This window comes from uncultured Acinetobacter sp. (assembly GCF_947626835.1).
Lineage (GTDB): Bacteria > Pseudomonadota > Gammaproteobacteria > Pseudomonadales > Moraxellaceae > Acinetobacter.
In genome coordinates, this window is sequence record NZ_CANQTS010000030.1 from 1 (window position 1) to 21734 (window position 21734).

Annotated in this window: 27 protein-coding genes; 8 read left to right on the forward strand and 19 right to left on the reverse strand. The window is 40.3% G+C overall.

Annotation, left to right across the window (positions count from 1 at the left end; all coding sequences use genetic code 11):
* Nucleotides 1-138: 138 nt before the first annotated feature.
* From Q0Z55_RS10395 to Q0Z55_RS10415, 5 genes are all read right to left on the reverse strand, one after another.
* Nucleotides 139-729: a DUF2057 family protein gene (locus Q0Z55_RS10395; RefSeq protein WP_297428099.1), complete on the reverse strand. Its 591-nt coding sequence runs from the start codon at nt 727-729 to the stop codon at nt 139-141.
* A gap of 122 nt (nt 730-851) precedes the next feature.
* Nucleotides 852-1526 (reverse strand): nitroreductase family protein, encoded by a 675-nt coding sequence (locus Q0Z55_RS10400; protein ID WP_297428102.1) that lies wholly within the window; start codon nt 1524-1526, stop codon nt 852-854.
* 165 nt (nt 1527-1691) lie between these two features.
* Nucleotides 1692-2783 carry a signal recognition particle-docking protein FtsY gene (ftsY, locus tag Q0Z55_RS10405; protein WP_297428105.1) on the reverse strand — a complete coding sequence of 364 codons (1092 nt, stop codon included), beginning with the start codon at nt 2781-2783 and terminating at the stop codon, nt 1692-1694.
* Between the two features lie 268 nt (nt 2784-3051).
* On the reverse strand, nt 3052-3366 hold the full coding sequence (locus Q0Z55_RS10410; RefSeq protein ID WP_297428109.1) for a hypothetical protein: 315 nt from the start codon (nt 3364-3366) through the stop codon (nt 3052-3054).
* Nucleotides 3367-3422: 56 nt separating this feature from the next.
* Entirely contained in the window at nt 3423-3785 is a 363-nt protein-coding gene (locus tag Q0Z55_RS10415) for a hypothetical protein (protein WP_297428112.1), read from the reverse strand.
* Nucleotides 3786-4012: 227 nt separating this feature from the next.
* Between Q0Z55_RS10415 and Q0Z55_RS10420 the strand changes: the two genes are divergently transcribed.
* A complete protein-coding gene (locus Q0Z55_RS10420; protein ID WP_297428115.1) occupies nt 4013-4246 on the forward strand; it encodes a hypothetical protein in 234 nt (77 codons plus the stop codon).
* A gap of 306 nt (nt 4247-4552) precedes the next feature.
* Nucleotides 4553-4984 (forward strand): CBS domain-containing protein, encoded by a 432-nt coding sequence (locus Q0Z55_RS10425; protein WP_297428117.1) that lies wholly within the window; start codon nt 4553-4555, stop codon nt 4982-4984.
* Between the two features lie 32 nt (nt 4985-5016).
* On the opposite strand, the gene trpB is transcribed toward Q0Z55_RS10425, so the two are convergent.
* The 9 genes from trpB to Q0Z55_RS10470 form a co-directional block, all read right to left on the reverse strand.
* Nucleotides 5017-6222, reverse strand: a complete 1206-nt coding sequence (gene trpB / locus Q0Z55_RS10430) for a tryptophan synthase subunit beta (protein ID WP_297428121.1) — start codon at nt 6220-6222, stop codon at nt 5017-5019.
* Nucleotides 6223-6241: 19 nt separating this feature from the next.
* Complete coding sequence (locus Q0Z55_RS10435; protein ID WP_297428123.1) at nt 6242-7429, reverse strand: VWA domain-containing protein; 1188 nt, start codon at nt 7427-7429, stop codon at nt 6242-6244.
* A 15-nt stretch (nt 7430-7444) separates the two neighbouring features.
* Nucleotides 7445-8293, reverse strand: coding sequence for a MoxR family ATPase (locus Q0Z55_RS10440; protein WP_297428125.1), 849 nt, complete (start codon nt 8291-8293; stop codon nt 7445-7447).
* 22 nt (nt 8294-8315) lie between these two features.
* The gene (locus tag Q0Z55_RS10445) at nt 8316-8678 is read right to left on the reverse strand and encodes a hypothetical protein (protein ID WP_297428127.1); all 363 of its coding nucleotides are present in this window, start codon (nt 8676-8678) and stop codon (nt 8316-8318) included.
* A 21-nt stretch (nt 8679-8699) separates the two neighbouring features.
* Nucleotides 8700-9002, reverse strand: a complete 303-nt coding sequence (locus Q0Z55_RS10450; protein ID WP_297428130.1) for a YcgL domain-containing protein — start codon at nt 9000-9002, stop codon at nt 8700-8702.
* Between the two features lie 132 nt (nt 9003-9134).
* Nucleotides 9135-10253, reverse strand: coding sequence for an HRDC domain-containing protein (locus Q0Z55_RS10455; protein ID WP_297428133.1), 1119 nt, complete (start codon nt 10251-10253; stop codon nt 9135-9137).
* A gap of 174 nt (nt 10254-10427) precedes the next feature.
* Entirely contained in the window at nt 10428-11024 is a 597-nt protein-coding gene (gene recR / locus Q0Z55_RS10460; RefSeq protein WP_297428136.1) for a recombination mediator RecR, read from the reverse strand.
* A gap of 12 nt (nt 11025-11036) precedes the next feature.
* A complete protein-coding gene (locus Q0Z55_RS10465; RefSeq protein ID WP_297428139.1) occupies nt 11037-11366 on the reverse strand; it encodes a YbaB/EbfC family nucleoid-associated protein in 330 nt (109 codons plus the stop codon).
* A 27-nt stretch (nt 11367-11393) separates the two neighbouring features.
* The gene (locus tag Q0Z55_RS10470) at nt 11394-12581 is read right to left on the reverse strand and encodes an O-succinylhomoserine sulfhydrylase (protein ID WP_297428142.1); all 1188 of its coding nucleotides are present in this window, start codon (nt 12579-12581) and stop codon (nt 11394-11396) included.
* A gap of 133 nt (nt 12582-12714) precedes the next feature.
* Here Q0Z55_RS10470 and Q0Z55_RS10475 point away from each other — a divergent pair, with 133 nt between their 5' ends.
* From Q0Z55_RS10475 to Q0Z55_RS10495, 5 genes are all read left to right on the forward strand, one after another.
* Nucleotides 12715-13809, forward strand: a complete 1095-nt coding sequence (locus Q0Z55_RS10475; protein ID WP_297428145.1) for an alpha/beta fold hydrolase — start codon at nt 12715-12717, stop codon at nt 13807-13809.
* 12 nt (nt 13810-13821) lie between these two features.
* On the forward strand, nt 13822-14694 hold the full coding sequence (locus tag Q0Z55_RS10480) for an NAD(P)-dependent oxidoreductase (protein ID WP_297428148.1): 873 nt from the start codon (nt 13822-13824) through the stop codon (nt 14692-14694).
* 77 nt (nt 14695-14771) lie between these two features.
* The gene (locus Q0Z55_RS10485; RefSeq protein WP_297428152.1) at nt 14772-15041 is read left to right on the forward strand and encodes a YARHG domain-containing protein; all 270 of its coding nucleotides are present in this window, start codon (nt 14772-14774) and stop codon (nt 15039-15041) included.
* Nucleotides 15042-15066: 25 nt separating this feature from the next.
* Nucleotides 15067-15480 carry an HIT family protein gene (locus tag Q0Z55_RS10490; RefSeq protein WP_297428155.1) on the forward strand — a complete coding sequence of 138 codons (414 nt, stop codon included), beginning with the start codon at nt 15067-15069 and terminating at the stop codon, nt 15478-15480.
* 160 nt (nt 15481-15640) lie between these two features.
* Nucleotides 15641-16720: a porin gene (locus Q0Z55_RS10495; RefSeq protein WP_297428159.1), complete on the forward strand. Its 1080-nt coding sequence runs from the start codon at nt 15641-15643 to the stop codon at nt 16718-16720.
* A 56-nt stretch (nt 16721-16776) separates the two neighbouring features.
* On the opposite strand, the gene Q0Z55_RS10500 is transcribed toward Q0Z55_RS10495, so the two are convergent.
* Both Q0Z55_RS10500 and Q0Z55_RS10505 read right to left on the reverse strand, forming a co-directional pair.
* Nucleotides 16777-17391, reverse strand: coding sequence for a YidB family protein (locus tag Q0Z55_RS10500; RefSeq protein WP_297428162.1), 615 nt, complete (start codon nt 17389-17391; stop codon nt 16777-16779).
* 93 nt (nt 17392-17484) lie between these two features.
* Nucleotides 17485-17949, reverse strand: a complete 465-nt coding sequence (locus tag Q0Z55_RS10505; protein ID WP_297428165.1) for a DUF6231 family protein — start codon at nt 17947-17949, stop codon at nt 17485-17487.
* Nucleotides 17950-17984: 35 nt separating this feature from the next.
* Between Q0Z55_RS10505 and Q0Z55_RS10510 the strand changes: the two genes are divergently transcribed.
* Nucleotides 17985-18857: a DUF2797 domain-containing protein gene (locus Q0Z55_RS10510; protein ID WP_297428168.1), complete on the forward strand. Its 873-nt coding sequence runs from the start codon at nt 17985-17987 to the stop codon at nt 18855-18857.
* Between the two features lie 37 nt (nt 18858-18894).
* Here the strand turns inward: Q0Z55_RS10510 and Q0Z55_RS10515 are convergent, their stop codons facing one another.
* The 3 genes from Q0Z55_RS10515 to Q0Z55_RS12415 all read right to left on the reverse strand — a co-directional run bounded on the left by Q0Z55_RS10515 (nt 18895) and on the right by Q0Z55_RS12415 (nt 21630).
* A complete protein-coding gene (locus Q0Z55_RS10515; RefSeq protein WP_297428171.1) occupies nt 18895-20754 on the reverse strand; it encodes a SurA N-terminal domain-containing protein in 1860 nt (619 codons plus the stop codon).
* A gap of 129 nt (nt 20755-20883) precedes the next feature.
* Entirely contained in the window at nt 20884-21156 is a 273-nt protein-coding gene (locus tag Q0Z55_RS10520; protein ID WP_297428174.1) for an HU family DNA-binding protein, read from the reverse strand.
* Between the two features lie 312 nt (nt 21157-21468).
* A complete protein-coding gene (locus tag Q0Z55_RS12415; RefSeq protein ID WP_366806898.1) occupies nt 21469-21630 on the reverse strand; it encodes a phasin family protein in 162 nt (53 codons plus the stop codon).
* Between the last annotated feature and the right edge of the window lie 104 nt (nt 21631-21734).

Sequence of the window (21734 nt, forward strand, 5' to 3'; positions counted from 1 at the left end):
GTAAAAATCCACACAAGTTGTTCTTCATAATCTCTTAATGATTTACTCACTAATTCGTCATTAGCAAGCTAGGTCAGTAATAATACTCTTATTTTTTAATACGTCAAGAGTTTGTTGAAAAAATAAAGCCAACAAGGATTATTTCGACTGCTCTGCAATCCACTGCATAAATTTTTGACGCTCATCTTTAGACGACTTTTGCCACAATTGAATCAATGCCTGATCGGATTGTGTATTGATAAAATCATTTGACACAGTTGGCTTTGAGGTTTCAGTTTGTGTTGTGGTTACATTAATTGAGTTTAACCAAGATGAGTTACTAGCCCTTGTACCCACTTGTTGCACGAGTAGATTTTTATTTTGATCATACAGACCAATGATAGGTTGCTGTTGATACTGTTTGGCTGCTTCAAAATCTTGTGGTGCATTAATTAAACTTAAATGGTATTTCCCACTTTTTAACACTGGCGTATGAATTGTAAATACATCTGATTTTAATACATCATGTGAATGATCATGATGTTCAAAAAAGGCATTATAACGCACCGCAATTTTATGTATCCCTTCTGTCAATACATAATCATTTTTTTTGCTTAATAGACCTGTTTTTACTTCTTGATCATTAATAGCAATAACCTTGATTTCATCAGGCGCGCTAATATTGACTGCAGCAACCACAGATGTACTACACAATATAGCCAAACTGGCTGCCATAACTTTAACGCGCATAGATTAACTCTAATATATATCGACTTTAAAAATAAAGAATATGCCGCTGCTATATTGCATTTTTATGACAAGTGCTTAACTCGTAGCATATTCTATGAAAAACCAACCCATCAATTTGCCTATTAACTTAATACTTGCACATGCTCAGACTGTATATAACACACAGATGGCTGAGCGGGTTGCTCAATTGAACCAAAAATTAATTGCGATTTAAGCTGCCAATGTACAGGCAAGTTAAATGTTTTATGCAATGCAGGATGGGATTCTAAATAATGCAAAACATTAACCCCTAAACCAATATCTGCCAAAGTTGACCAAGCCGCCAGACTCACCATACCCAGATGTTGTGCTGACCATACACGATGATGCTCAGCATTTAATGGCCATTGCTTAGCTAAGTATTGTAAAGCTGTTTGATCCTCAAACAACAGTACTGTACCAAAAGCACTCTTATAATTTGATATTTTGTCAGCAGTTGCAGCAAATAGATGGCTAGGAATATGTTGGCGTTGTTGTTCCTCAACCAAATGCCAAAACGCTTGATGGCTTGTGTTATATACAATAACGCAGCGCAAGGTGTTTAGATTTTGAATATTTGGGCAAGTCTTAATCGCTTCAATAATCACAGCACTCAAGTAGTTTTGGCTTAAGTGCACTTTTTTACCCAACTGATCAATAGGTTGGCATTTTTTTATAGCGTCAAGAAAACTTTTTTCTTCAATAGGCGTTTTTTTTAATTTAAATTCTTTAGTTAAATCTGTACTTAAAACTTGGCTAATTTTACTTAATAATGCCACCAGCAAAATCCCCTAATAAGTGTATGGCTTTGGAATAAGTTTAATCTTTTCACACAAACTTAGGGGGATTTTGAAATAATTTTTAGATTATTTTTTAAACAGGTGAAGGGGCTAAAATACATAAACTCCGCATAATGCAGAGTTTATGTGATTTAGACAACAGTATTATTTTTTATCGGTTTCAAACAATGCCGCGACAAAAGACTTAGCTGAGAAAGGACGTAAATCATCAATTTTCTCGCCCACACCAATAAAGCGAATGGGCACATGGGTACGACTTGCAATATTAAATAAAACACCGCCTTTGGCTGTACCATCGAGTTTAGTAATGGTAAGACCTGTTAAGCCCACTGCTTCATCAAACATTTCGACTTGGTTAATCGCATTTTGCCCTGTACCTGCATCCACCACCAGCATAATTTCATGTGGCGCTGTGGCATCAATTTTTTGCATTACGCGTTTAACTTTGGTGAGTTCTTGCATCAAGTGACCTTTGTTATGCAAGCGTCCTGCTGTATCAGCAATGAGTACATCGACACCTTTGGCACGGGCACTTTCAAAAGCATCAAAAATCACTGATGCTGAATCGGCACCATGACCTTGTGCAACCACCTGAATATTATTGCGTTCACCCCAAATTTGTAGTTGTTCTGTCGCTGCTGCACGGAATGTATCACCTGCGGCAAGCATGACTTTTTTACCTTCACCTTGTAAACGTTTTGCCAATTTACCAATGGTGGTGGTTTTGCCCACACCATTTACACCCACTACCAAAATCACATACGGTGATTTATTTGGGTCAATATGTAAAGGTTTGACACGTGGGGCAAGCAAAGCCACCAATTCTTCTTGTAAAGCTTTATACAAAGAATGCGAGTATATCAAATCGCCACGCGCAGTTCGCTCGGTTAAATTGGCAATAATGGTTTTTGTTGCTTCAACACCAATATCTGCCACCAAGAGTTGCTCTTCAACTTCTTCTAACAGCTCATCATCAATTTCTTTACCACCAATTAAGATGTTAACCATCCCATCAGCAAGGTTTTTACGCGTTTTAGTTAAGCCTTCTTTCATTCGGCTAAAGAAACCACCTGAACTTGCTGCTGCAGCGTGTTCATCAGGTGTTGCAACTGCTGTTTGAGTTGGTGTTGCTGCCACAATAGGTACATCTACCGCAGGTAAACTCGGTAGTGTGACATCGTCATCCCCGATATCAGCATCAATCAAAAATTTATTTTGCAGATTTTGTTGTTGCATGCCGAATCCTTAAAAAGCATCGCGTTAAAAAACCATGAGTCTAGCATAATTTAAATATAGAGAACATTGAGCATCTACAAGCGTGACATCTGTTATCAGTAGATATTTTATTGATACAGCATGCAAAATTAGATCGCGGTGCCTAATGCAAAAATAGAATCAAAATGATAAACCCTAAATTCATACATCGATGATGTGAACACGGCGCAGTTTTTTAGAAAACTAGCTTATCGGTATTAAGTTTGAATTTGATGAGGTGAATTTTTATTTAATCCCGATGCAACGCTGGTAATTGCTGAGCTTGGCGTTGCTCATATTGTTGTGCATGGATAACTTTTAGGTATTGTCCATAGGAAATATAATCATACTCACGCAGCAATTTAAGCGTCATCGCTTGAGTGTGTGGGTAGACCTGCTGACGTGCGAGCAGCTCTAAGTGCTGAAATTGAGTAGCACCTACCGGATGTTGTAATGAACGATAACTAATTATTACAATGGCGAGCATCAAAGCGAGCACTGCAATGTCAAAGCCATATGGCAGTGCTCGACGAAAAAACGAATAAAATGGATGAGACAGCGGCATAAAGATCCTCGAATTGGCATTAGTTTAGGATGCTATGATTCGAAGCACAAGCGCTATTAACCCACCATATTACGCACCACACCAAAATATAAAATTAAAGCAATAATGGCAAGGACAATGGCAATGGCAAAAACACTGACACCACCTTCAGCATCGGCAGGATGCAACTGATCTTCATCGGCAATACGCTCAAGCTCACCATTATATAGCGTGTAAAACTCAAGGCGCTGTTCAGGGCTTAGCTCACGGGTAAAATCGTAAACCCGTTTACGCTGTGCTAAACAAAAATTACCTAAGTGGATATCTTCATGAAAAATAGCATCATCAAGGTTATGACGATGCTGACGTGCTAAAGCCACGACTTGTGCATGTGTGGGGGGTACATCAAGATTAAAACCATCTAAACTACGTATGTTCATGTTGTTCTCCTTATTGTTATTAACTTATTTACAGCTATTATCTTAATCAATAATAAAAATGCTCACTGTTTAATCATGTAACCTCATGTTGTGTGAAAAATAACTTATATCGCTATTGACAATGAGTGCTGTTTTGTCATATTAGTTTAATAGTTTTCAGCTAGACTCATTTAAAAGCTGAACACACATCATTTGATGTTTTTCATAATTACAATAAGGAGTTTTCTATGAATCAACCTCTCTCTCAGCATGATTTAGAATGTGTATATGCCAATGCTGTAAACACCATTCAATCGCAAATGAACTTTTCCGATGCAGTACATGAATTGGAACAAGCAGCACGCGCAGGTCATGGTAAAGCAGCGCTATTTCTAGCTCAATTGTACCATCAAGGTTTCCGTGTTGAGCGCGATTCAATTAAAGCGCAATATTGGCAAAACATGGCCACCATGCAAGCATAATGAAACGTCACCTAGGTGGCGTTTTTTTTCATTACGATTTTAGCAATCCATCACCCAAATTTATTTTTACAATAAAACCATCTATCATAACAATAACATATACCATGACCTTGCGACCCAGTTATCCAGGATTAAGATAATCAAGCGCCTCAATGTACATCCAACACTGTAAAGTTAGTTTTTTTAAAATTTCGAGTTAAAAACGCTGTAATATTCAACTATAAACTGCTATATATATTTTAAGAGACGATTTTCAATCGCGTTATCACATCACAACAAAAAACGATATAAGGATCAATTCATATTATGACCACCGTTGCTCAAGTCCTGCAAAACAAAGACAACTCTGTATATACTATTGCCCCAAATGCCAGTGTACGTAGTGCCATTAAACTGATGGCAGAAAAAAACATTGGTGCCTTGGTTGTGACCAATGAAGATCAAAAAGTAGTGGGTATTATTTCTGAGCGTGACTATACGCATAAAATTGAGTTACAAGGGCGTTCTTCCTTGACCACCAACGTCGATCAAATTATGACACGTAACGTAATTACGGTGACAACAGGCATGGAAATCAATCAATGTTTAAAGATTATGACCGATGGTCATTTGCGTCATTTACCTGTGGTTGAAAATGAACGTTTATTGGCAATGGTGGCGATTGGCGATTTGGTCAAAGCGGCCATGGAAGATCAACGGATCTTGATTGAGCAACTGCAACACTATATCTCAGGTTAAAAAAACCGCTCAAATGAGCGGTTTTTTATGGATTATAGCCCCAGCTTGGCAGCCACATAATCAGAGTCTTTGTCACCACGACCTGACACAGTGACCACAATTTTGATGTCTTGAGAAAGTTGTGGCGCTTCACGCATGGCCCATGCCACAGCGTGTGCACTTTCTAATGCTGGCACAATCCCCTCTACACGAGATAACGTCATAAAGGCATCTAAGCATTCTTGGTCGGTGGCTGAGGTATATTCAACACGACCTAAGTCTTTGAGTAAACTATGCTGTGGGCCTACGCCTGGATAATCTAGACCTGAAGCAATTGAATGGACAGGTAATGGTTCTCCTTGTTCATCTTCGAGTACATAACAGGCCATACCATGCAGTTGGCTTGGCTTACCTAAAGTCAGTGTTGCAGAGTGCATGTCGGTATCTAAACCATGTCCTGCAGGCTCGACACCCACCAATTTTACCTCAGGATCATTTAAAAAGGCAGTAAATGACCCCACGGCGTTAGAACCACCACCTACGCACGCCACCACATAATCAGGATTAACTCCAAAACGGTCTTGGCTTTGGAGTTTAATCTCATCGCCAATAATCGCTTGGAAGTCGCGCACCATTTTTGGAAACGGATGTGGACCGACCACAGAACCAATGGCGTAAATATAATTTTTTGGATCTTTTAAGTATTCTTCAAATGCACTGTCCACTGCATCTTTAAGGGTAGCTGTACCCCGTGTCACGGCAATGAGCTTAGCACCTAAGATTTTCATTTTGACCACATTGGGATGTTCTTTTTCAATATCCACTTGGCCCATATGAATTTCACAAGGAATCCCTACCAAAGCACAAGCCGTTGCCAAAGCCACACCATGCTGACCTGCACCAGTTTCGGCAATCACTTTGGTTTTGCCCATGTATTTGGCCAGTAGTGCCTCACCTAAACAGTGATTAATTTTATGGGCACCAGTATGGTTTAAATCTTCACGTTTAAGATAGATTTGTGCACCACCAAGTTGATTGGATAAACGCTTGGCATAAAACAGTGGACTTGGACGTCCCACATAGTGTGCAAATAAATCTTTAAGTTCATTTTGAAATGCTTCGGTATGACGGATTTCTTCATATGCGATATTGATTTCGTCCATGGCTTGTTTTAGCTCAGGTGAAATAAACTGCCCGCCATACGCCCCAAAAAAACCATCTTCATTGGGTAAGGCGATGCCATTGATGTGATATTGCATAAGGGTTCTCTAATTAATACTAACGTGCTAAATAACGAGTCATATCTTCAATGCCATTTAAGGTCATTGGATACATATGATCATCAAAAATCTGTTTGATTAGGCCAATGGTGTAGGTATATTGCCAATAGTTTTGTTGCTCAGGATTCAGCCATGCGGTTTTATCAAAATGCTGAGCCAAGCGCTGCAACCACACTTGTCCGGCTTCATCATTCATATACTCAACCGAACCACCAACCGAGGTCACTTCATAAGGTGCCATACTGGCATCCCCAACCACAATGACACGATAGTCACGTGCATAGGTATTGAATAAATCTAAGGTACTGAGGCGTGTCGCTGAACGACGTTGGTTGTCTTTCCATACATAATCATATAAACAATTATGAAAATAAAAATACTCTAGGCTTTTAAACTCATTTTTGGCAGCACTAAACAATTGCTCGCATTGCCGAATATGAGCATCCATTGAGCCGCCAACGTCCAATAACATTAATACTTTGACCCGATTACGTCGCTCGGGTCTAAGCTGTACATCTAACAGACCTTGTTGAGCTGTGGCTTGAATGGTGGCATCAATGTCGAGTTCTTCTGCTGCACCTTGACGGGCAAATTGGCGTAAGCGTCGTAGTGCCATTTGCATATGGCGACTGGCAAGCTGCTGCTCTGTATCTAGATTGCGATATTTACGCTGTTCCCACACTTTAACCGCTGAGCGTTTGCGACTTGGGCCACCAATTCTAACCCCTTCAGGATGATCTCCATAAGCACCAAATGGTGAGGTGCCCCCCGTGCCGATCATTTTATTGCCGCCTTGATGCTTTTTATGTTGCTCACGTAGACGCTGCTCGAGCATTTTCATCAGTTCTTGTAAAGAACCTGCTTTTTGTAACGCATCGCGCTGCTCAGGGGTGAGGTTTTTCTCAAGTAATTCTAAATCAAACCAACTTTTAGGTAATTGCTGTACTTGATGCAGCAGTTGATCCAAATCAAATGTGGCAATACCTTGAAAATAATCTTTTATGGCACGATCAAATTTATCAAAAAAGCGTTCATCTTTGACCATAATGGTGCGAGTGAGCTGATAAAATTGCTCTTGATCAGCAAAGACTAAACCTGCCGCCACGGCGTGATTTAAGTCAATCAGCTCACGTGTAGAGACTGGAATGCCATATTTGCGTAAGGTATAAAATAATCGCACAAACATAAGGCGATTACTCCTTTAGCGACGTGACATAAAAGCAAGACGTTCAAGCAATTGCACATCTTGCTCATTTTTTAGCAAAGCACCATATAAAGGTGGAATGGCTTTGCTTGGATCATGTTGCGCTAAAATATCATCTGGCATGTCATCTGCCATCAATAGACTTAACCAATCAATGAGTTCTGACGTAGAGGGTGGTTTTTTAAGCCCCGGCATTTGACGCAGTTTAAAAAAAATTTCTAAAGCTTGATTGACCAATTGACCTGAAATATTGGGAAAATGTACCTCGATAATTTGACGCATGGTCGCTTCATCAGGGAATTCAATATAATGAAAGAAACAGCGACGCAAAAAAGCATCGGGTAATTCTTTTTCGTTATTTGAGGTAATAATGACAATCGGGCGTTGTTGTGCAGTAATGGTTTCGCCAGTTTCATACACAAAGAACGACATTTTATCCAGTTCATGCAGTAAATCATTAGGAAATTCAATGTCTGCTTTATCAATTTCATCAATCAACAACACGCAGCGCTCAGGACTGCTAAACGCTTGCCATAATTTGCCCGGCTTAATGTAGTTTTTAATCTCATAAACCCGATCATCACCCAACTGACTATCACGTAAACGTGATACTGCATCATACTCATATAAGCCTTGTTGCGCTTTGGTGGTCGATTTAATATGCCATGTCAGTAACGGTAAGCCTAAGCTTGCAGCCACTTGCTCTGCGAGCAAGGTTTTACCGGTGCCGGGCTCACCTTTAATCAGCAGTGGTTTTTGTAAATGACGTGCCGCTTTCACTGCAAGCTTTAAACTGTCTGTGGCAATATATTGTGCGCTGCCTTCAAATTGGGTTTGCTCGTTCATCACTGTCTTGGGTACTCAATTTTTATAAGGGTGATTGTGGTTGCGCTTTAGCCGCGCTATATTTTGACCAACAATACCCCAAAATTGCACCGACGCCCACCACCAATAAAATATTGGCCAAATTTGACCAGACCAATGGCATATCTTTGGTCAATACACCAAATAATAAGCCAAAGGTTGCAGGAGCAAGCGCTGCATTATTGCCCTCAGACACCGTTGGGGTTAATAAGATGGCAAAACAGACAATCCATGTAATGCCACCCAGCAGCTTAGGTAGGCGTTTGGCAATCAAATACCAGCACCATAAAACAATGGCACTGCCGCCTAAATAAACCGTGATTGCAATCAGGTCTTCAGGAATGGCGTCTAAAAAGGTTAAATCCATTACTTCTCTCCTGATAAATGGTTAAGCACCGCGTAAGCCTTCAGGTGCTACAGCATTGGGATCAATCAGACCTTCAGGTGGCATTTGTAAAAAGAACCCTTGGGTTTGGATTGAATCCATCACATGTAACACGTTTACACGTGCCAATTTACGCTCTGCATGTAACTCTAAATCCATGACAAATGTCACTCGACCAAAAGCCGCACGTAATGGTTCAGGCAGAGCCAATAGCGGATCAAAACCTTCTGCTTGATCTTCACTTGGACGTGCAACGTATAAATACATTTCGTCTTTTTTGCTCGATTTATAAATAGAACAGTACATATTAGAACTCATAACCACGAAAAAACAGCCGACAAGAAAAAAGACAGAGCTCAAAACATGCTGAGGCTCTGTCTTTTTATAATACTGAAATATTAATGCTTTGGGGAAAGAAATGTAAAGCCTTAAGATTACTTAAGCATGATCATCCAGCTCTTGGCGCAACACATCAATTAAAGGCTGGGTCAATACGCGATAGCGCCAACCTAGTAAATAAGGCGGTAAACTATCTAGCTCAGAGGCTGCTACCACATGTTGATACAAGGCATTCATCCACTTTTTACGCATTAAAACTTCTTTGGGAATCTGTGTGTCTAGCACGGCGTCACTTAACACCTGATCAATCTTCTCTGATAATTCTTTTGAGGCACGCATCGGGCGCGGCAATTTTTCAGGCCAAGTTTCAGGCTCGGGCAATTCTTGCAATAAAGCCAAAATGGTTTTGCCATATTCACGCACAATATTGGCACGAATGTCCTTAATACCGGCCAATAGGTACGGGTTACGTGGATTTTTTTCTACTAAATCCATCAAACTTGAGTTTTTAAGCACAAAACTTTTAGGGATATTTAAGGCTTTGGACAATTGATCACGCCACAGTGCCAAGCGTTGCAATTGCATCAACTGACGCCGTGAATGACGGTAATTGCCCACATCTTGGTATAAAGCATCCAGTGCTGTATGTTGCCCAATTTCATAGGTTAAATGACGGCAATCTTCAAGCACCCACGCCAGCATGCCTTTTTCTTTTAATTCTGCTTGAATCTGCTCAGACAATTGCATGATGTACAATACATCATTGGCTGCATAATTAAGTTGTTCTTGACTTAAAGGACGCGCTAACCAATCAGAACGGGTCTGATCTTTATCAATTTCAATGTTGAGGAGCGTTTTTAGGGCATTTTGATAGCTCACCTGTAAGCCATAGCCTAAAAATGACAAGGCCACTTGCGTATCAAACACATTATTTAAATGATTTTGACCGGTATAATGATAAATCAGATCAATGTCTTCACCACAGGCATGGAAGATATTTTGCTGTGCGGTAAAAATTTTTTGCCAAAATTGATTTAAATCTAAGCATGTTCCATCAAGCAAATAGACTTGATTGGCCACATTAATTTGAAAGACACCGAGTTTTGGCCATAGGGTATCCACCTTAATAAATTCGGTATCTAAACCATAGGTCGAACACTGCCCCATTTGGACTACAATTGCGTCTAAGTCTTGTTGCTTTTGAATGAGTTGAAACATGCCTAAAATTATCATTGGATGGTTTTTTAACGTGATTATTTTAACGCGCTCTATATAATTTAGATATAAAAAAAACCCTTAAAATGTGATTTGTTTCACGCTTTATTAAAAATATCTCGGCAATATAATTCAACTGTTATATTTTTTTTATATAAAAAGAAAAACGCATAAAAATTATTTCATGCGCATTCGATTATGTACCGCTTGACTTAAAGTATGACTATCGACATATTCAAGCTCACCGCCTTGAGGTACGCCTTGAGCAATACGGGTCATGGTTAAAGGCAAATGCTTACTGGCTTCTAGTAAATAATGCGCCGTGGCTTGACCTTCAACCGTCGCATTGGTGGCTAAGATCACCTCTTTAATACCGCCTTGACTTAAGCGCTGTAATAAATAAGGAATGCCAATTTCTTCAGGCCCAATTCCATCAAGGGGCGATAGATGCCCACCTAACACATGATATTTGCCGCGAAAACTGCCGCTTTGTTCAATTGCCATCACGTCAGCAGGTGATTCAACCACGCACAACACCTCAGCATCACGATCCACGGCGTTACAGATGTCGCATACATCAGCTTCTGTCAAGGAATGACAGATCTGACAGGCATGTAAACTATTACTGGCTTCGGTTAAGGCATGTGCCAAGGCATACGCCCCTTCACGATTTTTTAACATTAAATGCAATGCCATGCGTTGAGCCGATTTCGGCCCAACGCTTGGTAAGACACGTAATGCTTGTACCAGTTGATCAAAACGAGCACTAAACATGACGTGCGTTCCTTAGAATAAGCCTGCAAGACCTGGTGGTAAGCCCATGCCTTGGTTAGCAGCTTTCATGGTTTCTTCAGAAATCACTTCAGCTTGACGCGCAGCATCATTCATTGCTGCTGCAATTAAGTCTTCAACCATATCAGCATCATCTTTGAGTAATTCAGGATCAATCTGAATGCGTTTCACCACGTTACGGCAAGTCATGGTCACTTTCACTAAACCGCCACCTGCTTCGGCATGTACTTCGGTTTGTGCCAATTGTTCTTTGGCCTTTTTGACATTGCTTTCCATGTCTTTTTGCATGCGCTGAGCTTGCTGCATCAACATATTAATGTTCATAAAAAATCTCCGAAAAAAGCGTAGTGTTTAAATTAAATCTAAGCCGCGAGAAAGATCGCGAATAATATCATCAATATCTTCTAAGCCCACCGATACACGAATTAAGCCTTCACGAATGCCTGCTGCGGCTTTGGCATCGGCTGATAATTTACCATGTGTGGTGGTGGCAGGATGGGTAATGGTGGATTTTGCATCACCTAAATTACCCGTAATTGAGATAAATTGAGTATGGTCAATCACCGTCCAAGCGCCTTCACGTCCGCCTTGAACTTCAAATGATACAATACCACCAAAACCAGTTTGTTGTTTAGCTGCTAATTCATGCCCTACATGGGCCCTTAAACCTGCATAATAAACTTTTTCTACTTTATCATGAGCATCTAAAAATTCTGCTAATTTTTGTGCGTTACTTGAGTGTTCACGCATACGTAAACGTAAGGTTTCTAAGCCTTTTAAGAATACCCATGCATTAAATGGACTCATAGATGGCCCTGTCGTGCGCACATAACCATACACTTCTTCAAGTAAGGCATGGCTGCCCACCACAGCACCACCTAAAGCACGACCTTGACCGTCTAAGTATTTGGTTGCCGAATACACTACCAAGTCGGCACCAAATTTAATTGGTTGTTGTAACACAGGTGTACAGAAGCTGTTGTCAATCGCCAATAATGCCCCATGCGCATGTGCCAAATCTGCCAAGGCTTGAATATCCGCCACTTCTGCTAAAGGATTAGATGGCGATTCTACAAATAACAGCTTGGTATTGTCTTGAATGGCATTTTCCCAAGCTGATAAATCGGTTAAGTCTACAAAATCTACTTGAACACCAAATTTTGCCACATATTTTTCAAACATCGCCACGGTAGAACCAAACACGGCGCGTGAACAAATCACATGATCGCCTTGTTTTAAGAACGACATTGCAACCGCCATAATCGCTGCCATACCTGAACTTGTTGCCACGGCACGTTCAGCGCCTTCAATCGCCGCCAGACGTTTTTCAAACATCGCCACTGTTGGATTGGTAAAGCGTGAATAAATATTGCCCGGCTCTTGACCTGAAAATTTAGCAGCGGCTTCTGCGGCATTGGCATACACAAAAGATGAGGTTAAAAAGATCGGTTCGCCGTGTTCACCCTCAAAACTACGCGTATGGCCAGTACGCAGTGCTAAAGTATCGAGTTGGTATTCAAGATCGTCGTGTTGGCTCATTATATTTTCAGTCCAAGACTGCCTGTGTAAAGAATTGCCAACATTTTGAGCGCCTAGTATCTTCTGGGTCAAGGTAAAATATACAATGATCGTTTAGACTTCGTCCAAATCTACCGAAAAAGATTCGCTATTTATGAGAAAACTTGCTTCATTCCATCTGAAAAATCAAACAGATAAATTGAAAAACTTATCCACACGGATTTTCCAGAGCAGTCGTTTAGTGGTCTCACAAAGTACCCCCTATCAGGTGATTGAACGTTATCAGCATACCAGTATTCGTTATTATCCAGCCCATGAGCGCCGCTTTTTAGAACCCTTGGTCTTTATTCCACCTTTGGCTGTCACGGTTTCGATTTATGATTTATACCCGTATCGCTCTTTGGTTCAGTATTTTCAACAACAAGGCTTTGAGGTGTATTTACTCGATTGGGGACGCTTTAACTATGCCGATCATCAGTTAAATTTTTTGCACTTTTTAGAAGATATTATTCCTCATTGCTTACACAGTATTCGTACCAATTCAGGTAGCCCTGATGTGTCTTTACATGGTTGGAGTATGGGGGGGCTGTTTGCCACGCTTTACACAGCGCATTGTCATTCAAAACAAATCAAAAACTTAATCACTTTAGGCGCACCGATTGATACTTTTTTAACGGGTTGGCATGGTCAATTGCTTCAACATACCCAAGCGTTTTTAGCCAGCTATCCACGGCTTGCCAACACACTATATAGCGGTAAATTACCCAAAAAGATGCTGCAAACACCCGGTAAACTCAATGCTTTAGTGTTTAAACTGCTTGATCCACCAGGTTGGTTCAATGGTCATAAACGCTTGCTGCAAAACTTAGATGACCCACAAGTGCTACAAGAACATGCCACTATGAGCGCATATTTAAATGACATGATTGATTATCCGGGCGGGATAAATCAGGACATGATTTTAAATATTTGGCTGCAAAACCCGCTCAAAAATGGTCATATTCACTTAAATCATAAACTTATCCAATTAAAAAATATTGATTGTAATCTGTTGGTGGGCGCAGGTTTACGCGATCAATTGGTGTGTGCAGATGCGGTTGCGCCTTTATGTGAATTGACAAGTAGCCCTGATGTCACGTTTACTTTAATCAACGGTGGACATATGGGTATCATGTCCAACCAAAATAGCGCCAAGGAATTTTGGCCGCAATTGGCCACTTGGCTACAACAACGTTCAACATCATTATAAAAGGGGATCCACATGATTCAATCTGTTGCATTTATCGGTTTAGGCGCAATGGGCTACCGTATGGCAGCACACTTGGTCAATCAATTTGAACAGGTTTGGGTGTGGAATCGCAATTTTAGTAAAGCTGAACAACATGCCCAGCAATATGGCTCACAAGCGGTGGAACTTTCACAAGCAGTACAAGCCGATGTAATTTTTTCATGTCTACCCACCAGTCAAGATGTCGTAGATTTAATCGAAGGCCTTTCTCTAAAAGCTGGTTCGGTTTGGGTCGATTGTACCAGTGGTGTGCCTGACATTGCGCGTGTGTTACATACGCAACTCAAAGCACAAGGCGTTGGTTTTTTAGATGCTCCGGTGTCAGGTCAAACGATTGGTGCAGAACAAGGCACATTAACCGTGATGATTGGCGGTGATGCCGAAGATGTCCAGCGTGCTTTACCTGCCATGCAATGTTTTGGTCAATTAATTCAACATGTGGGTGAACCCGGTGCCGGTTTTGCTGTAAAGGCAGTCAATAATATGCTACTGGCCGTCAATCTATGTGCCGCCTTAGAAGGCTTTAGTACCTTAAAAGCACACGGCGTCGATTTAAACAATGCATTAGCTTGCATTAATGCCTCAAGCGGTAAAAGTGCTGCCACAGAAAGTGTATTACCACAGCGTATTTTAAACCGTGAATTCCCACTCACCTTTGCCCTGCCTTTATTGGCCAAAGATACAGGCATTGCCCTTGATTTGGCCCATCAAGCCAAATTAGCGGTACCTGTGATTGCTCAAACGCAAAGTTTAGTACAAGCTGCAAGCAACCAAATCGATCAAAACAGTGACTTTTCCACCTTAGCTTACCTCTATGAACACTGGAATAAAATTACAATTGAGTAAGTTTCAGTCATTGTTTTTTTTACATAATGCCTCACTATAAGAGATATATATCACTGAATTTGTGAAGGAACATCAACATGATGAAATTGAGCATCGTGCTACTGGCCAGCCTCACCACGTTATTAAGTGCAACAACAACCCTAGCCAATGTACAACAGTGTCAAAAGTTGCAAGATGATTATGATGTGATTTATGCCTCTAAGGGCTTTTGTTTTAAAGACCCGGCTAAACAAGCCCGCTTTGATGGCAAAAACTGTCATGTGACCAAAGAGCCTAAATTCTCAGAAAAAGAACAACAACGACTTGACCAAATTAAGCAAAAACAGAAAGAATTGAACTGTAACTAATTACAGCAATTTTTAAGGAAAAATCATGGCTTACGATGATCAAAATATTTTCGCTCGTATTTTACGTGGCGAATTGCCTGCCATTAAAGTTTATGAAGATGAGCAAGTTTTGGCATTTATGGACATTATGCCGCAAGCAGATGGTCATACTTTAGTCATTCCTAAAAGCCCAGCAGTGACTTTATTGGATTTAGAGCCAAATGTTGCTGCCTATACCATTCAAATTGTGCAAAAAATTGCCCAAGCAATAGAACGCGCTTTAGGTGTTCAAGGCATTGTGCTGATGCAATTGTCAGGTGCAGCCGCTGGTCAAACTGTACCACATGTGCATTTTCATCTTATTCCAAGTTCAGTACATGAATTGGGTCAACATAGTGCAACCATGGGTGATCAAGACAAGATCAAAGCCTTGGCTGAAAAAATAAAAGCTGAATTATAAAAAAATGGAGCCTTCTGGCTCCATTTTTTGTATTGATATTTTACCCTGTCATCAAAATGTAATAATTCGTTCACGGAATTGTCTTATTTTTTGGCAATACTGAGCGCCAATAAAGCGCAGTACATATAGATTACTGCACAGTTCTTTACTGGAGCAAACAATGAACAAAACACTTTGTGCAATCGCAATTGGAGCGACACTTTTCACACCAGCGCTCGCGATGGCTGCCGACATTAAAATTTATGGCCGTGCACATGTCTCTTTAGATTATCTTGATGATGGCAAAGATTATAACGAAGTTGGCTTATCTTCAAATGCTTCACGTTTAGGGTTTAAAGTTGAACATAAAGTAAATGACGATTTCACAGCCTTTGCTCAAATAGAACAACAAATCAACTTTGCAAGTGGTTCAGAAGATAAAGAAGATTCTGTTGATTTTTCAACGCGTGATACCTATGTAGGTTTAAAAGGTGACTTCGGTCAGGTCAAAGTAGGTCGTTTTGATAGCCCATTTAAAGCTGCGCGTGGCCCTGCAAACTTCTTTGGTGACCAAGTGGGTGATTTACGTAACGTAACTCGTGCTTATAACCACCGTTTTGATGAACGTAATCCAAATACCATTGAATACCAATCTCCTAAATTCGGTGGTGGTTTTACCGCAAAAGCCGCTTTATCGCTTCATAATGGCACTATGATTACCGATGATCGTCAAGAAGATACTAACGAAAAATCTAAAGCTTATGATCTAGGTTTAAACTATAAGGCCGGTAACTTAGATGTTGCAGCAGCCTACGAACATTATGAAGAAGATGTAAGCCGTGGTGAGCGTGATGGTTTGCGTCTTGCTGCAAGCTATAAAGTCACACCTGCACTTAATTTAGCTGGCTTGTATCAATTTACTACACATGATCAAGACGTCGGTGTGAATGCAGATGCGCATGTATTAGGTGTGGCTGCCGATTATAAATTTGCACCAAAAACCTATGTACGTGGTCAAGTCTTCCACCGTGAAGTCGACAGCGATGATGCTAACTCAACACTTTTAGCTTTAGGTTTAGAACATCGCTTTGACAGCCAATTACGTATGTATGGTAATCTTGCAGCAGTGATGAACGATGACAATGCAAACTTAACGCCGTGGTCACAAGCACGTAGCAACAAGCCTTCAAGCTCGCAAGGTGTAAATGCTGCGGGTGAAACACCGCTTGGTTTATCGGTAGGTATGCGCTACGACTTCTAAGCACTTATCACCTTAAAAAAAAGACCAGCTTCAAGCTGGTCTTTTTTGTTTGCTCATTAACGCTTAAAAAATCCTGAAACTAAGCTGAGCACCTGTTGAATATCATCATTAGCTTCTTGTTTACTGGTTTTCTCACCTTGTGGTGTAAGTGAGTCAATAATTTCTGGTAAAACCTGTGAAATCGCGCCATACACATCTTGCTTGTTGGTATGCGCTTGTTGCGCCACTTCTTCTACATCTTGATCATTAAATAACTGTTGTACAGTGTGTTGATCGACTTGTGCATTGGCGCCTTCACCTGTAGAGACCCAATCATCGACTTGTGAGTTAAGTCCTTGACCACGCAGTTTATCTAAAGCGCCTTGTAAGCCACCTTGTTTTTGAATCCATGCCAACACCAAAGGCAATACTGCGATTAAAAGTGTTTTACCACCGCCTGAGAAACCAGAATTAGACGTTCTAGGTTGTGCTTGGGTTTGGGGTTGTGTGCCACCGAGTAAGCCACCTAAAATAGCACCTAATCCACTTTGCGCAGAATTTGATTGTTGTTGACCACCTAACTGTCCCAGTACGCTGCCTAAAATGCCACCTAAACCATTTTGCTGCGGTTGTTGCTGACCACCCAAGGCTTGCTTGGCTAACATCTCCACGATATTACTTAAATTTGTCATATCCAATGCCTAATTATTGTTGCTTTAGTTCTTGTTTAGCATACGGGTTTTAGATCACTTTTCATTGTCAGCTTTGTTAATTTTTGCAAGTATTTACCAACGATATTGATCCCAATGTTGTGGATTTGCCCAATATTTGGCATTTAGCCAATCGGGTACATGTTTATAGGTTAAAATATTAAATTGCCATAAAATGGCGTCTTGTTGAGCCTGTAAATCGTGCATGACTTGGCTAAAACCTAAGGCACGCAGCAGTTTTTCATCTTGTTGGCTACTTATCACCACAATACGTTTAGCCATCAAATCACGCAATTTAACCAAAATTTGTGATTTTTGTGCATCGTTTAAGTTGGCTAAGTCAGTTGTATTTAGCATCACAATGGCTAAATCATCACGTTTTTGAAAAGGCAGATTTAAAAAATCGAATACGTTAAAATATTGCCAAGTAATATCAGGGGCAACGGCACTAAAATCTTGACCTAGGCATAATGCGCTATAAATGGGCTGTTCTTTGGATAAATCGTCTAGCAAAGCAGTGATGACGTTGATTTTGGGCATAAAGGCCTCCTTTTTTATCAAGTGAGTAATTTTGTATGGAACATCAAGGCATTTGCCATAAAATGCATGCAGGTTTAAGCGACCTTAGTGTAACGGATCAACACATACACAAGGCAAATGTTGAATATAAATTTATCTTAGATCGTCAAAAAATTGATCTTCCTTTTATCCTAGGACAAGAGTTAGAAATTGAATGGAGCGGTCAGATTTACTGCGTTTCTTGTGGCGGTAAAACTCCTAAATCTTATTCACAAGGTCATTGTTATAAATGCTTTAAAACCAAGGCTTCTTGCGACATGTGTATCATGAAGCCTGAAACCTGCCACTATCATTTAGGCACTTGCCGTGAAGAAAAATTTGCGCAAGAGGTGTGCTTTCAACCACATATTGTTTATCTTGCCAATTCAAGTGCTTTAAAGGTTGGCATTACGCGTTTGGGGCAAATGCCGACCCGTTGGCTCGATCAAGGTGCCACTCAAGCCCTGCCGATTATGCAAGTGGGTTCACGACGCTTATCCGGTCAGCTTGAGATCATGTTTGCTGAACAAGTAGCAGATAAGACCGATTGGCGTAAATTACTCAAAGGTCAAGCTCCTGCTTTAGACCTCATTGGGCTGCGTGATGAACTGTTAGATGAGTTTGCTCCACACATTGAGAGCATTCGTGATGAATTTAGCTTGAGTTTAGATTTTAATGAAGGGCTAGAAATTTTACAACATGAGCATCCACGCGAATTTGTTTATCCTATTGCTGAATATCCTGCAAAAATTAAATCTCACAATTTAGATAAAACAGCGAAAATTCGCGGTTGCCTACAAGGGATTAAAGGTCAATATTTAATGCTCGATACAGGTGTGATCAATATTCGTAAATATACCGGCTATGAGTTAACCTTACGCCGTGAATAAAAAAACCAGCCCGCGGGCTGGTTTTTTTATTGCTTGTTTATTTAATTTTAGCTTGAGATTTTAAGTAGCGCGTATAGTCATCTAATTCTTGCTCGGCACGCAAATTCTCATACAGGCCGGCAAGTTGAGTCACTGCTTCTGCAGGTAAATTCTCAGTATTTTTTTGTACCTTAGACACTGCAACTACAATCAGCTCATTAGGCAGCGTGGCTGTAGTCACCGACCAATGACCTTCTTTAGGTGCTCCTACGCTAAATGCTGCACGCTCTACATCGCGTTTGAGTAAACCTTGTGAGCGTGCAAAACGACCAGCATCCACAAAATTGATGGCATGTTTAGCACGTACTTGTGCAGCCGGTTGCGTTTTAAACTCATTTAATGCTGCTTGGATCTTCGCAGTTGCAGCAGCAGCAGCTTTTTTCTCGATTAAAGTTGCTTTTACGCGTGGCATCGCCTCTGCCAAGGTTTGCACCCCAGCTGCATGATAATCACGTACCTTCACCCAAACTACATCACCATTGGCAAGTTGCAGACTACTTGATACATTACGATCGCCATTTTCTACATCGTGATTAAATAACTTTGGCTTTACACTTGCATCACTTAATACTGGATGCTGAGTATTTAAAGTCACAGCTTTGACTGTTTGTACTTGAGTACCCTTCACTTCTTGTGATACCACATCTAAAGCATCACTACTCACCACCAACTCATTGAGTGCGTTCACACGATCGGAAAAAGCGTTGGCAGCTTTGGTTTTTAAAATTTCAGCTTCTAAACGTGGTTTTTCACTGGCAAAACTTGCGACATTTGCAGTGGCCGCCTGTGCCTCAATCACATGAAAACCATATTGTGTTTTTACTAAAGCCACTTGACTTGCTTTAGTGACAGCTTGATCAAATTCATCACCAAAAACACCCTTGGCGTAACCTTCAATCACACCACCTTTGGCTTTTGAATCTGGATCTTCTGAATATTTAGCTGCAGTGGCTGCAAAGGTCGCCCCTTGCTGAATTTCAGTCTGAGCAGCCGTCGCACGTGCTTTGGCTTCCTCTTCAGTGCGACCCTCTAGTGTCACCAAAATATGTTTCACCATTGGTGTTACATTGGCTTGTTGTGAGGCGACAAATTTGTCATATGCTGCTTGTAACTCAGCTTCTGTGACAGTGCTTGCAGCCTGAGTAAAACTGGCCTGTGCTAAGATCACATAATCTACATCAACGCTAGCAACTTGTTTAAAAGCATTTTTATGCGCATTGTAATATTCTGTCGCTTCTTGATCTGACACTTGGACAGCTTTTTTATATTCATCAAGGGGAATACTTGCCAAATGTAGCGTACGTTGCTCAGTTTGCAAATTTACAATCTGCTGGATATCTTTTTGGCTAACCAGAGCATGTTGTAAAAATGAGTTACTTAACATTTTTAAAGCATGATCTTGACGTAAATTGGTAATTAAACTTTGGCTGGTCATGCCTACAGAACGTAAATAGTTTGCGTACAAGGTTTCTGAGAACTGGCCGTTTTCTTGGAAGTTAGGCTGTTGAGCCACCATTTGCTCAATTTGAGCATCGCTGAGTGCAATACCGAGTTTTTGTGCTTGTTGGAGTAATAAGGTACGTGCCACCAAACTATCAAGCGCTTTATTCTCAATAAAAGTTTGGTTAAGTAGCGTTTCATCACCATTAACATAAGATAAATATTGCTCTTTAAATGATGCTGTGAGTGCTTCTAATTCTTTTTTTGAAATTGCATCGCCATTAATCAGCTGTGCTGTGTCTTCTGTTTTTCCACCGCTAAAATACCCTTCAATACCTACAAGTGCTAAAGGGGTTAAAAACAACACCAGTAAGACTTTACCTAGCCAACCCTTAATAACTTTACGAAAAGCTTCCATAAGTATTCCAATATTTTATTTGCGGGGAATTTTAACTGAAAACCCCTATTGAATGAATCATTACACCTGATAAAAACCCTGATTTCATAAAAAAACGCGCCTGAGCGCGTCTTTCACTACTAGCAGGACTTATGCAATTGCGTCTTTTAAGCCTTTACCAGCTTTAAAGCCAGGTACTTTACTGGCTTTAATTTCTAAAGTTTCACCTGTTTGCGGGTTACGACCTGTACGCGCTGCGCGTTCTTTGACTGCAAATGTACCAAAGCCCACTAAAGTTACTGTATCGCCTTCTTTTAATGCTTTTGTAATTGAGGCAATTGTGGCATCCAATGCTTTAGCTGCATCAGTTTTTGATAAACCACCTTGTTCTGCAATTGCATCAATTAATTCTGATTTATTCATGAAAATTACGTCCTCTTAATCTCTATATGCGAGATCTAAACTATGACTAAAAATCTGTATAACGCCTTTATAGCAATGCTTTGGTGCAAAACGCAAGACTATCTTGCTGCTTTTATTAAAAATAATAGAAATAAAAAATCCGTGTTCGACTAAAGCTTAAGGTTTATTTTGTAATTGCCGCTTGAGTTGTTGATTTTCTTCGATCAAGCGATCTAATTTACTGTCTAATTGTAAAATTAATAGTTGTAGCATGTGTATATGTTTGTGATTGACCAAGCCCACTTTATTGCATGATGATTGTAGCTTTTGATCCTAACCTTTTTCTTTGAGCTCTGGTGTATTGCGAGAAGCTTTTTCCTCTTCATCTATTTTATGATGTGTGCTGCTTTCTAGTGTTTTACTAATTTTCACGAGACTTTCAAATAGTGTGTAGCTTTCTTTTTCTAAACGTGAAAAAGCGCCTAAGCCTGTCAGATAAAGTTGTTGATTTACTCATTAAGATCTAGTGTATTTTTTATTTTTATTAGATTTTTGATGATTTTATAAACCATTTTTAGTATTACTTAGGCTATTTTTAT

Excerpts from the sequence above, each read along its gene's own strand:
- Q0Z55_RS10395 (WP_297428099.1), bottom strand. The coding sequence starts at position 729 with ATGCGCGTTAAAGTTATGGCAGCCAGTTTGGCTATATTGTGTAGTACA.
- ftsY (WP_297428105.1), bottom strand. The coding sequence starts at position 2,783 with ATGCAACAACAAAATCTGCAAAATAAATTTTTGATTGATGCTGATATC.
- Q0Z55_RS10410 (WP_297428109.1), bottom strand. The coding sequence starts at position 3,366 with ATGCCGCTGTCTCATCCATTTTATTCGTTTTTTCGTCGAGCACTGCCA.
- Q0Z55_RS10415 (WP_297428112.1), bottom strand. The coding sequence starts at position 3,785 with ATGAACATACGTAGTTTAGATGGTTTTAATCTTGATGTACCCCCCACA.
- Q0Z55_RS10420 (WP_297428115.1), top strand. The coding sequence starts at position 4,013 with ATGAATCAACCTCTCTCTCAGCATGATTTAGAATGTGTATATGCCAAT.
- Q0Z55_RS10425 (WP_297428117.1), top strand. The coding sequence starts at position 4,553 with ATGACCACCGTTGCTCAAGTCCTGCAAAACAAAGACAACTCTGTATAT.
- trpB (WP_297428121.1), bottom strand. The coding sequence starts at position 6,222 with ATGCAATATCACATCAATGGCATCGCCTTACCCAATGAAGATGGTTTT.
- Q0Z55_RS10435 (WP_297428123.1), bottom strand. The coding sequence starts at position 7,429 with ATGTTTGTGCGATTATTTTATACCTTACGCAAATATGGCATTCCAGTC.
- Q0Z55_RS10440 (WP_297428125.1), bottom strand. The coding sequence starts at position 8,293 with ATGAACGAGCAAACCCAATTTGAAGGCAGCGCACAATATATTGCCACA.
- Q0Z55_RS10445 (WP_297428127.1), bottom strand. The coding sequence starts at position 8,678 with ATGGATTTAACCTTTTTAGACGCCATTCCTGAAGACCTGATTGCAATC.
- Q0Z55_RS10450 (WP_297428130.1), bottom strand. The coding sequence starts at position 9,002 with ATGTACTGTTCTATTTATAAATCGAGCAAAAAAGACGAAATGTATTTA.
- Q0Z55_RS10455 (WP_297428133.1), bottom strand. The coding sequence starts at position 10,253 with ATGTTTCAACTCATTCAAAAGCAACAAGACTTAGACGCAATTGTAGTC.
- recR (WP_297428136.1), bottom strand. The coding sequence starts at position 11,024 with ATGTTTAGTGCTCGTTTTGATCAACTGGTACAAGCATTACGTGTCTTA.
- Q0Z55_RS10465 (WP_297428139.1), bottom strand. The coding sequence starts at position 11,366 with ATGAACATTAATATGTTGATGCAGCAAGCTCAGCGCATGCAAAAAGAC.
- Q0Z55_RS10470 (WP_297428142.1), bottom strand. The coding sequence starts at position 12,581 with ATGAGCCAACACGACGATCTTGAATACCAACTCGATACTTTAGCACTG.
- Q0Z55_RS10475 (WP_297428145.1), top strand. The coding sequence starts at position 12,715 with ATGAGAAAACTTGCTTCATTCCATCTGAAAAATCAAACAGATAAATTG.
- Q0Z55_RS10480 (WP_297428148.1), top strand. The coding sequence starts at position 13,822 with ATGATTCAATCTGTTGCATTTATCGGTTTAGGCGCAATGGGCTACCGT.
- Q0Z55_RS10485 (WP_297428152.1), top strand. The coding sequence starts at position 14,772 with ATGATGAAATTGAGCATCGTGCTACTGGCCAGCCTCACCACGTTATTA.
- Q0Z55_RS10490 (WP_297428155.1), top strand. The coding sequence starts at position 15,067 with ATGGCTTACGATGATCAAAATATTTTCGCTCGTATTTTACGTGGCGAA.
- Q0Z55_RS10495 (WP_297428159.1), top strand. The coding sequence starts at position 15,641 with ATGAACAAAACACTTTGTGCAATCGCAATTGGAGCGACACTTTTCACA.
- Q0Z55_RS10500 (WP_297428162.1), bottom strand. The coding sequence starts at position 17,391 with ATGACAAATTTAAGTAATATCGTGGAGATGTTAGCCAAGCAAGCCTTG.
- Q0Z55_RS10505 (WP_297428165.1), bottom strand. The coding sequence starts at position 17,949 with ATGCCCAAAATCAACGTCATCACTGCTTTGCTAGACGATTTATCCAAA.
- Q0Z55_RS10510 (WP_297428168.1), top strand. The coding sequence starts at position 17,985 with ATGGAACATCAAGGCATTTGCCATAAAATGCATGCAGGTTTAAGCGAC.
- Q0Z55_RS10515 (WP_297428171.1), bottom strand. The coding sequence starts at position 20,754 with ATGGAAGCTTTTCGTAAAGTTATTAAGGGTTGGCTAGGTAAAGTCTTA.
- Q0Z55_RS10520 (WP_297428174.1), bottom strand. The coding sequence starts at position 21,156 with ATGAATAAATCAGAATTAATTGATGCAATTGCAGAACAAGGTGGTTTA.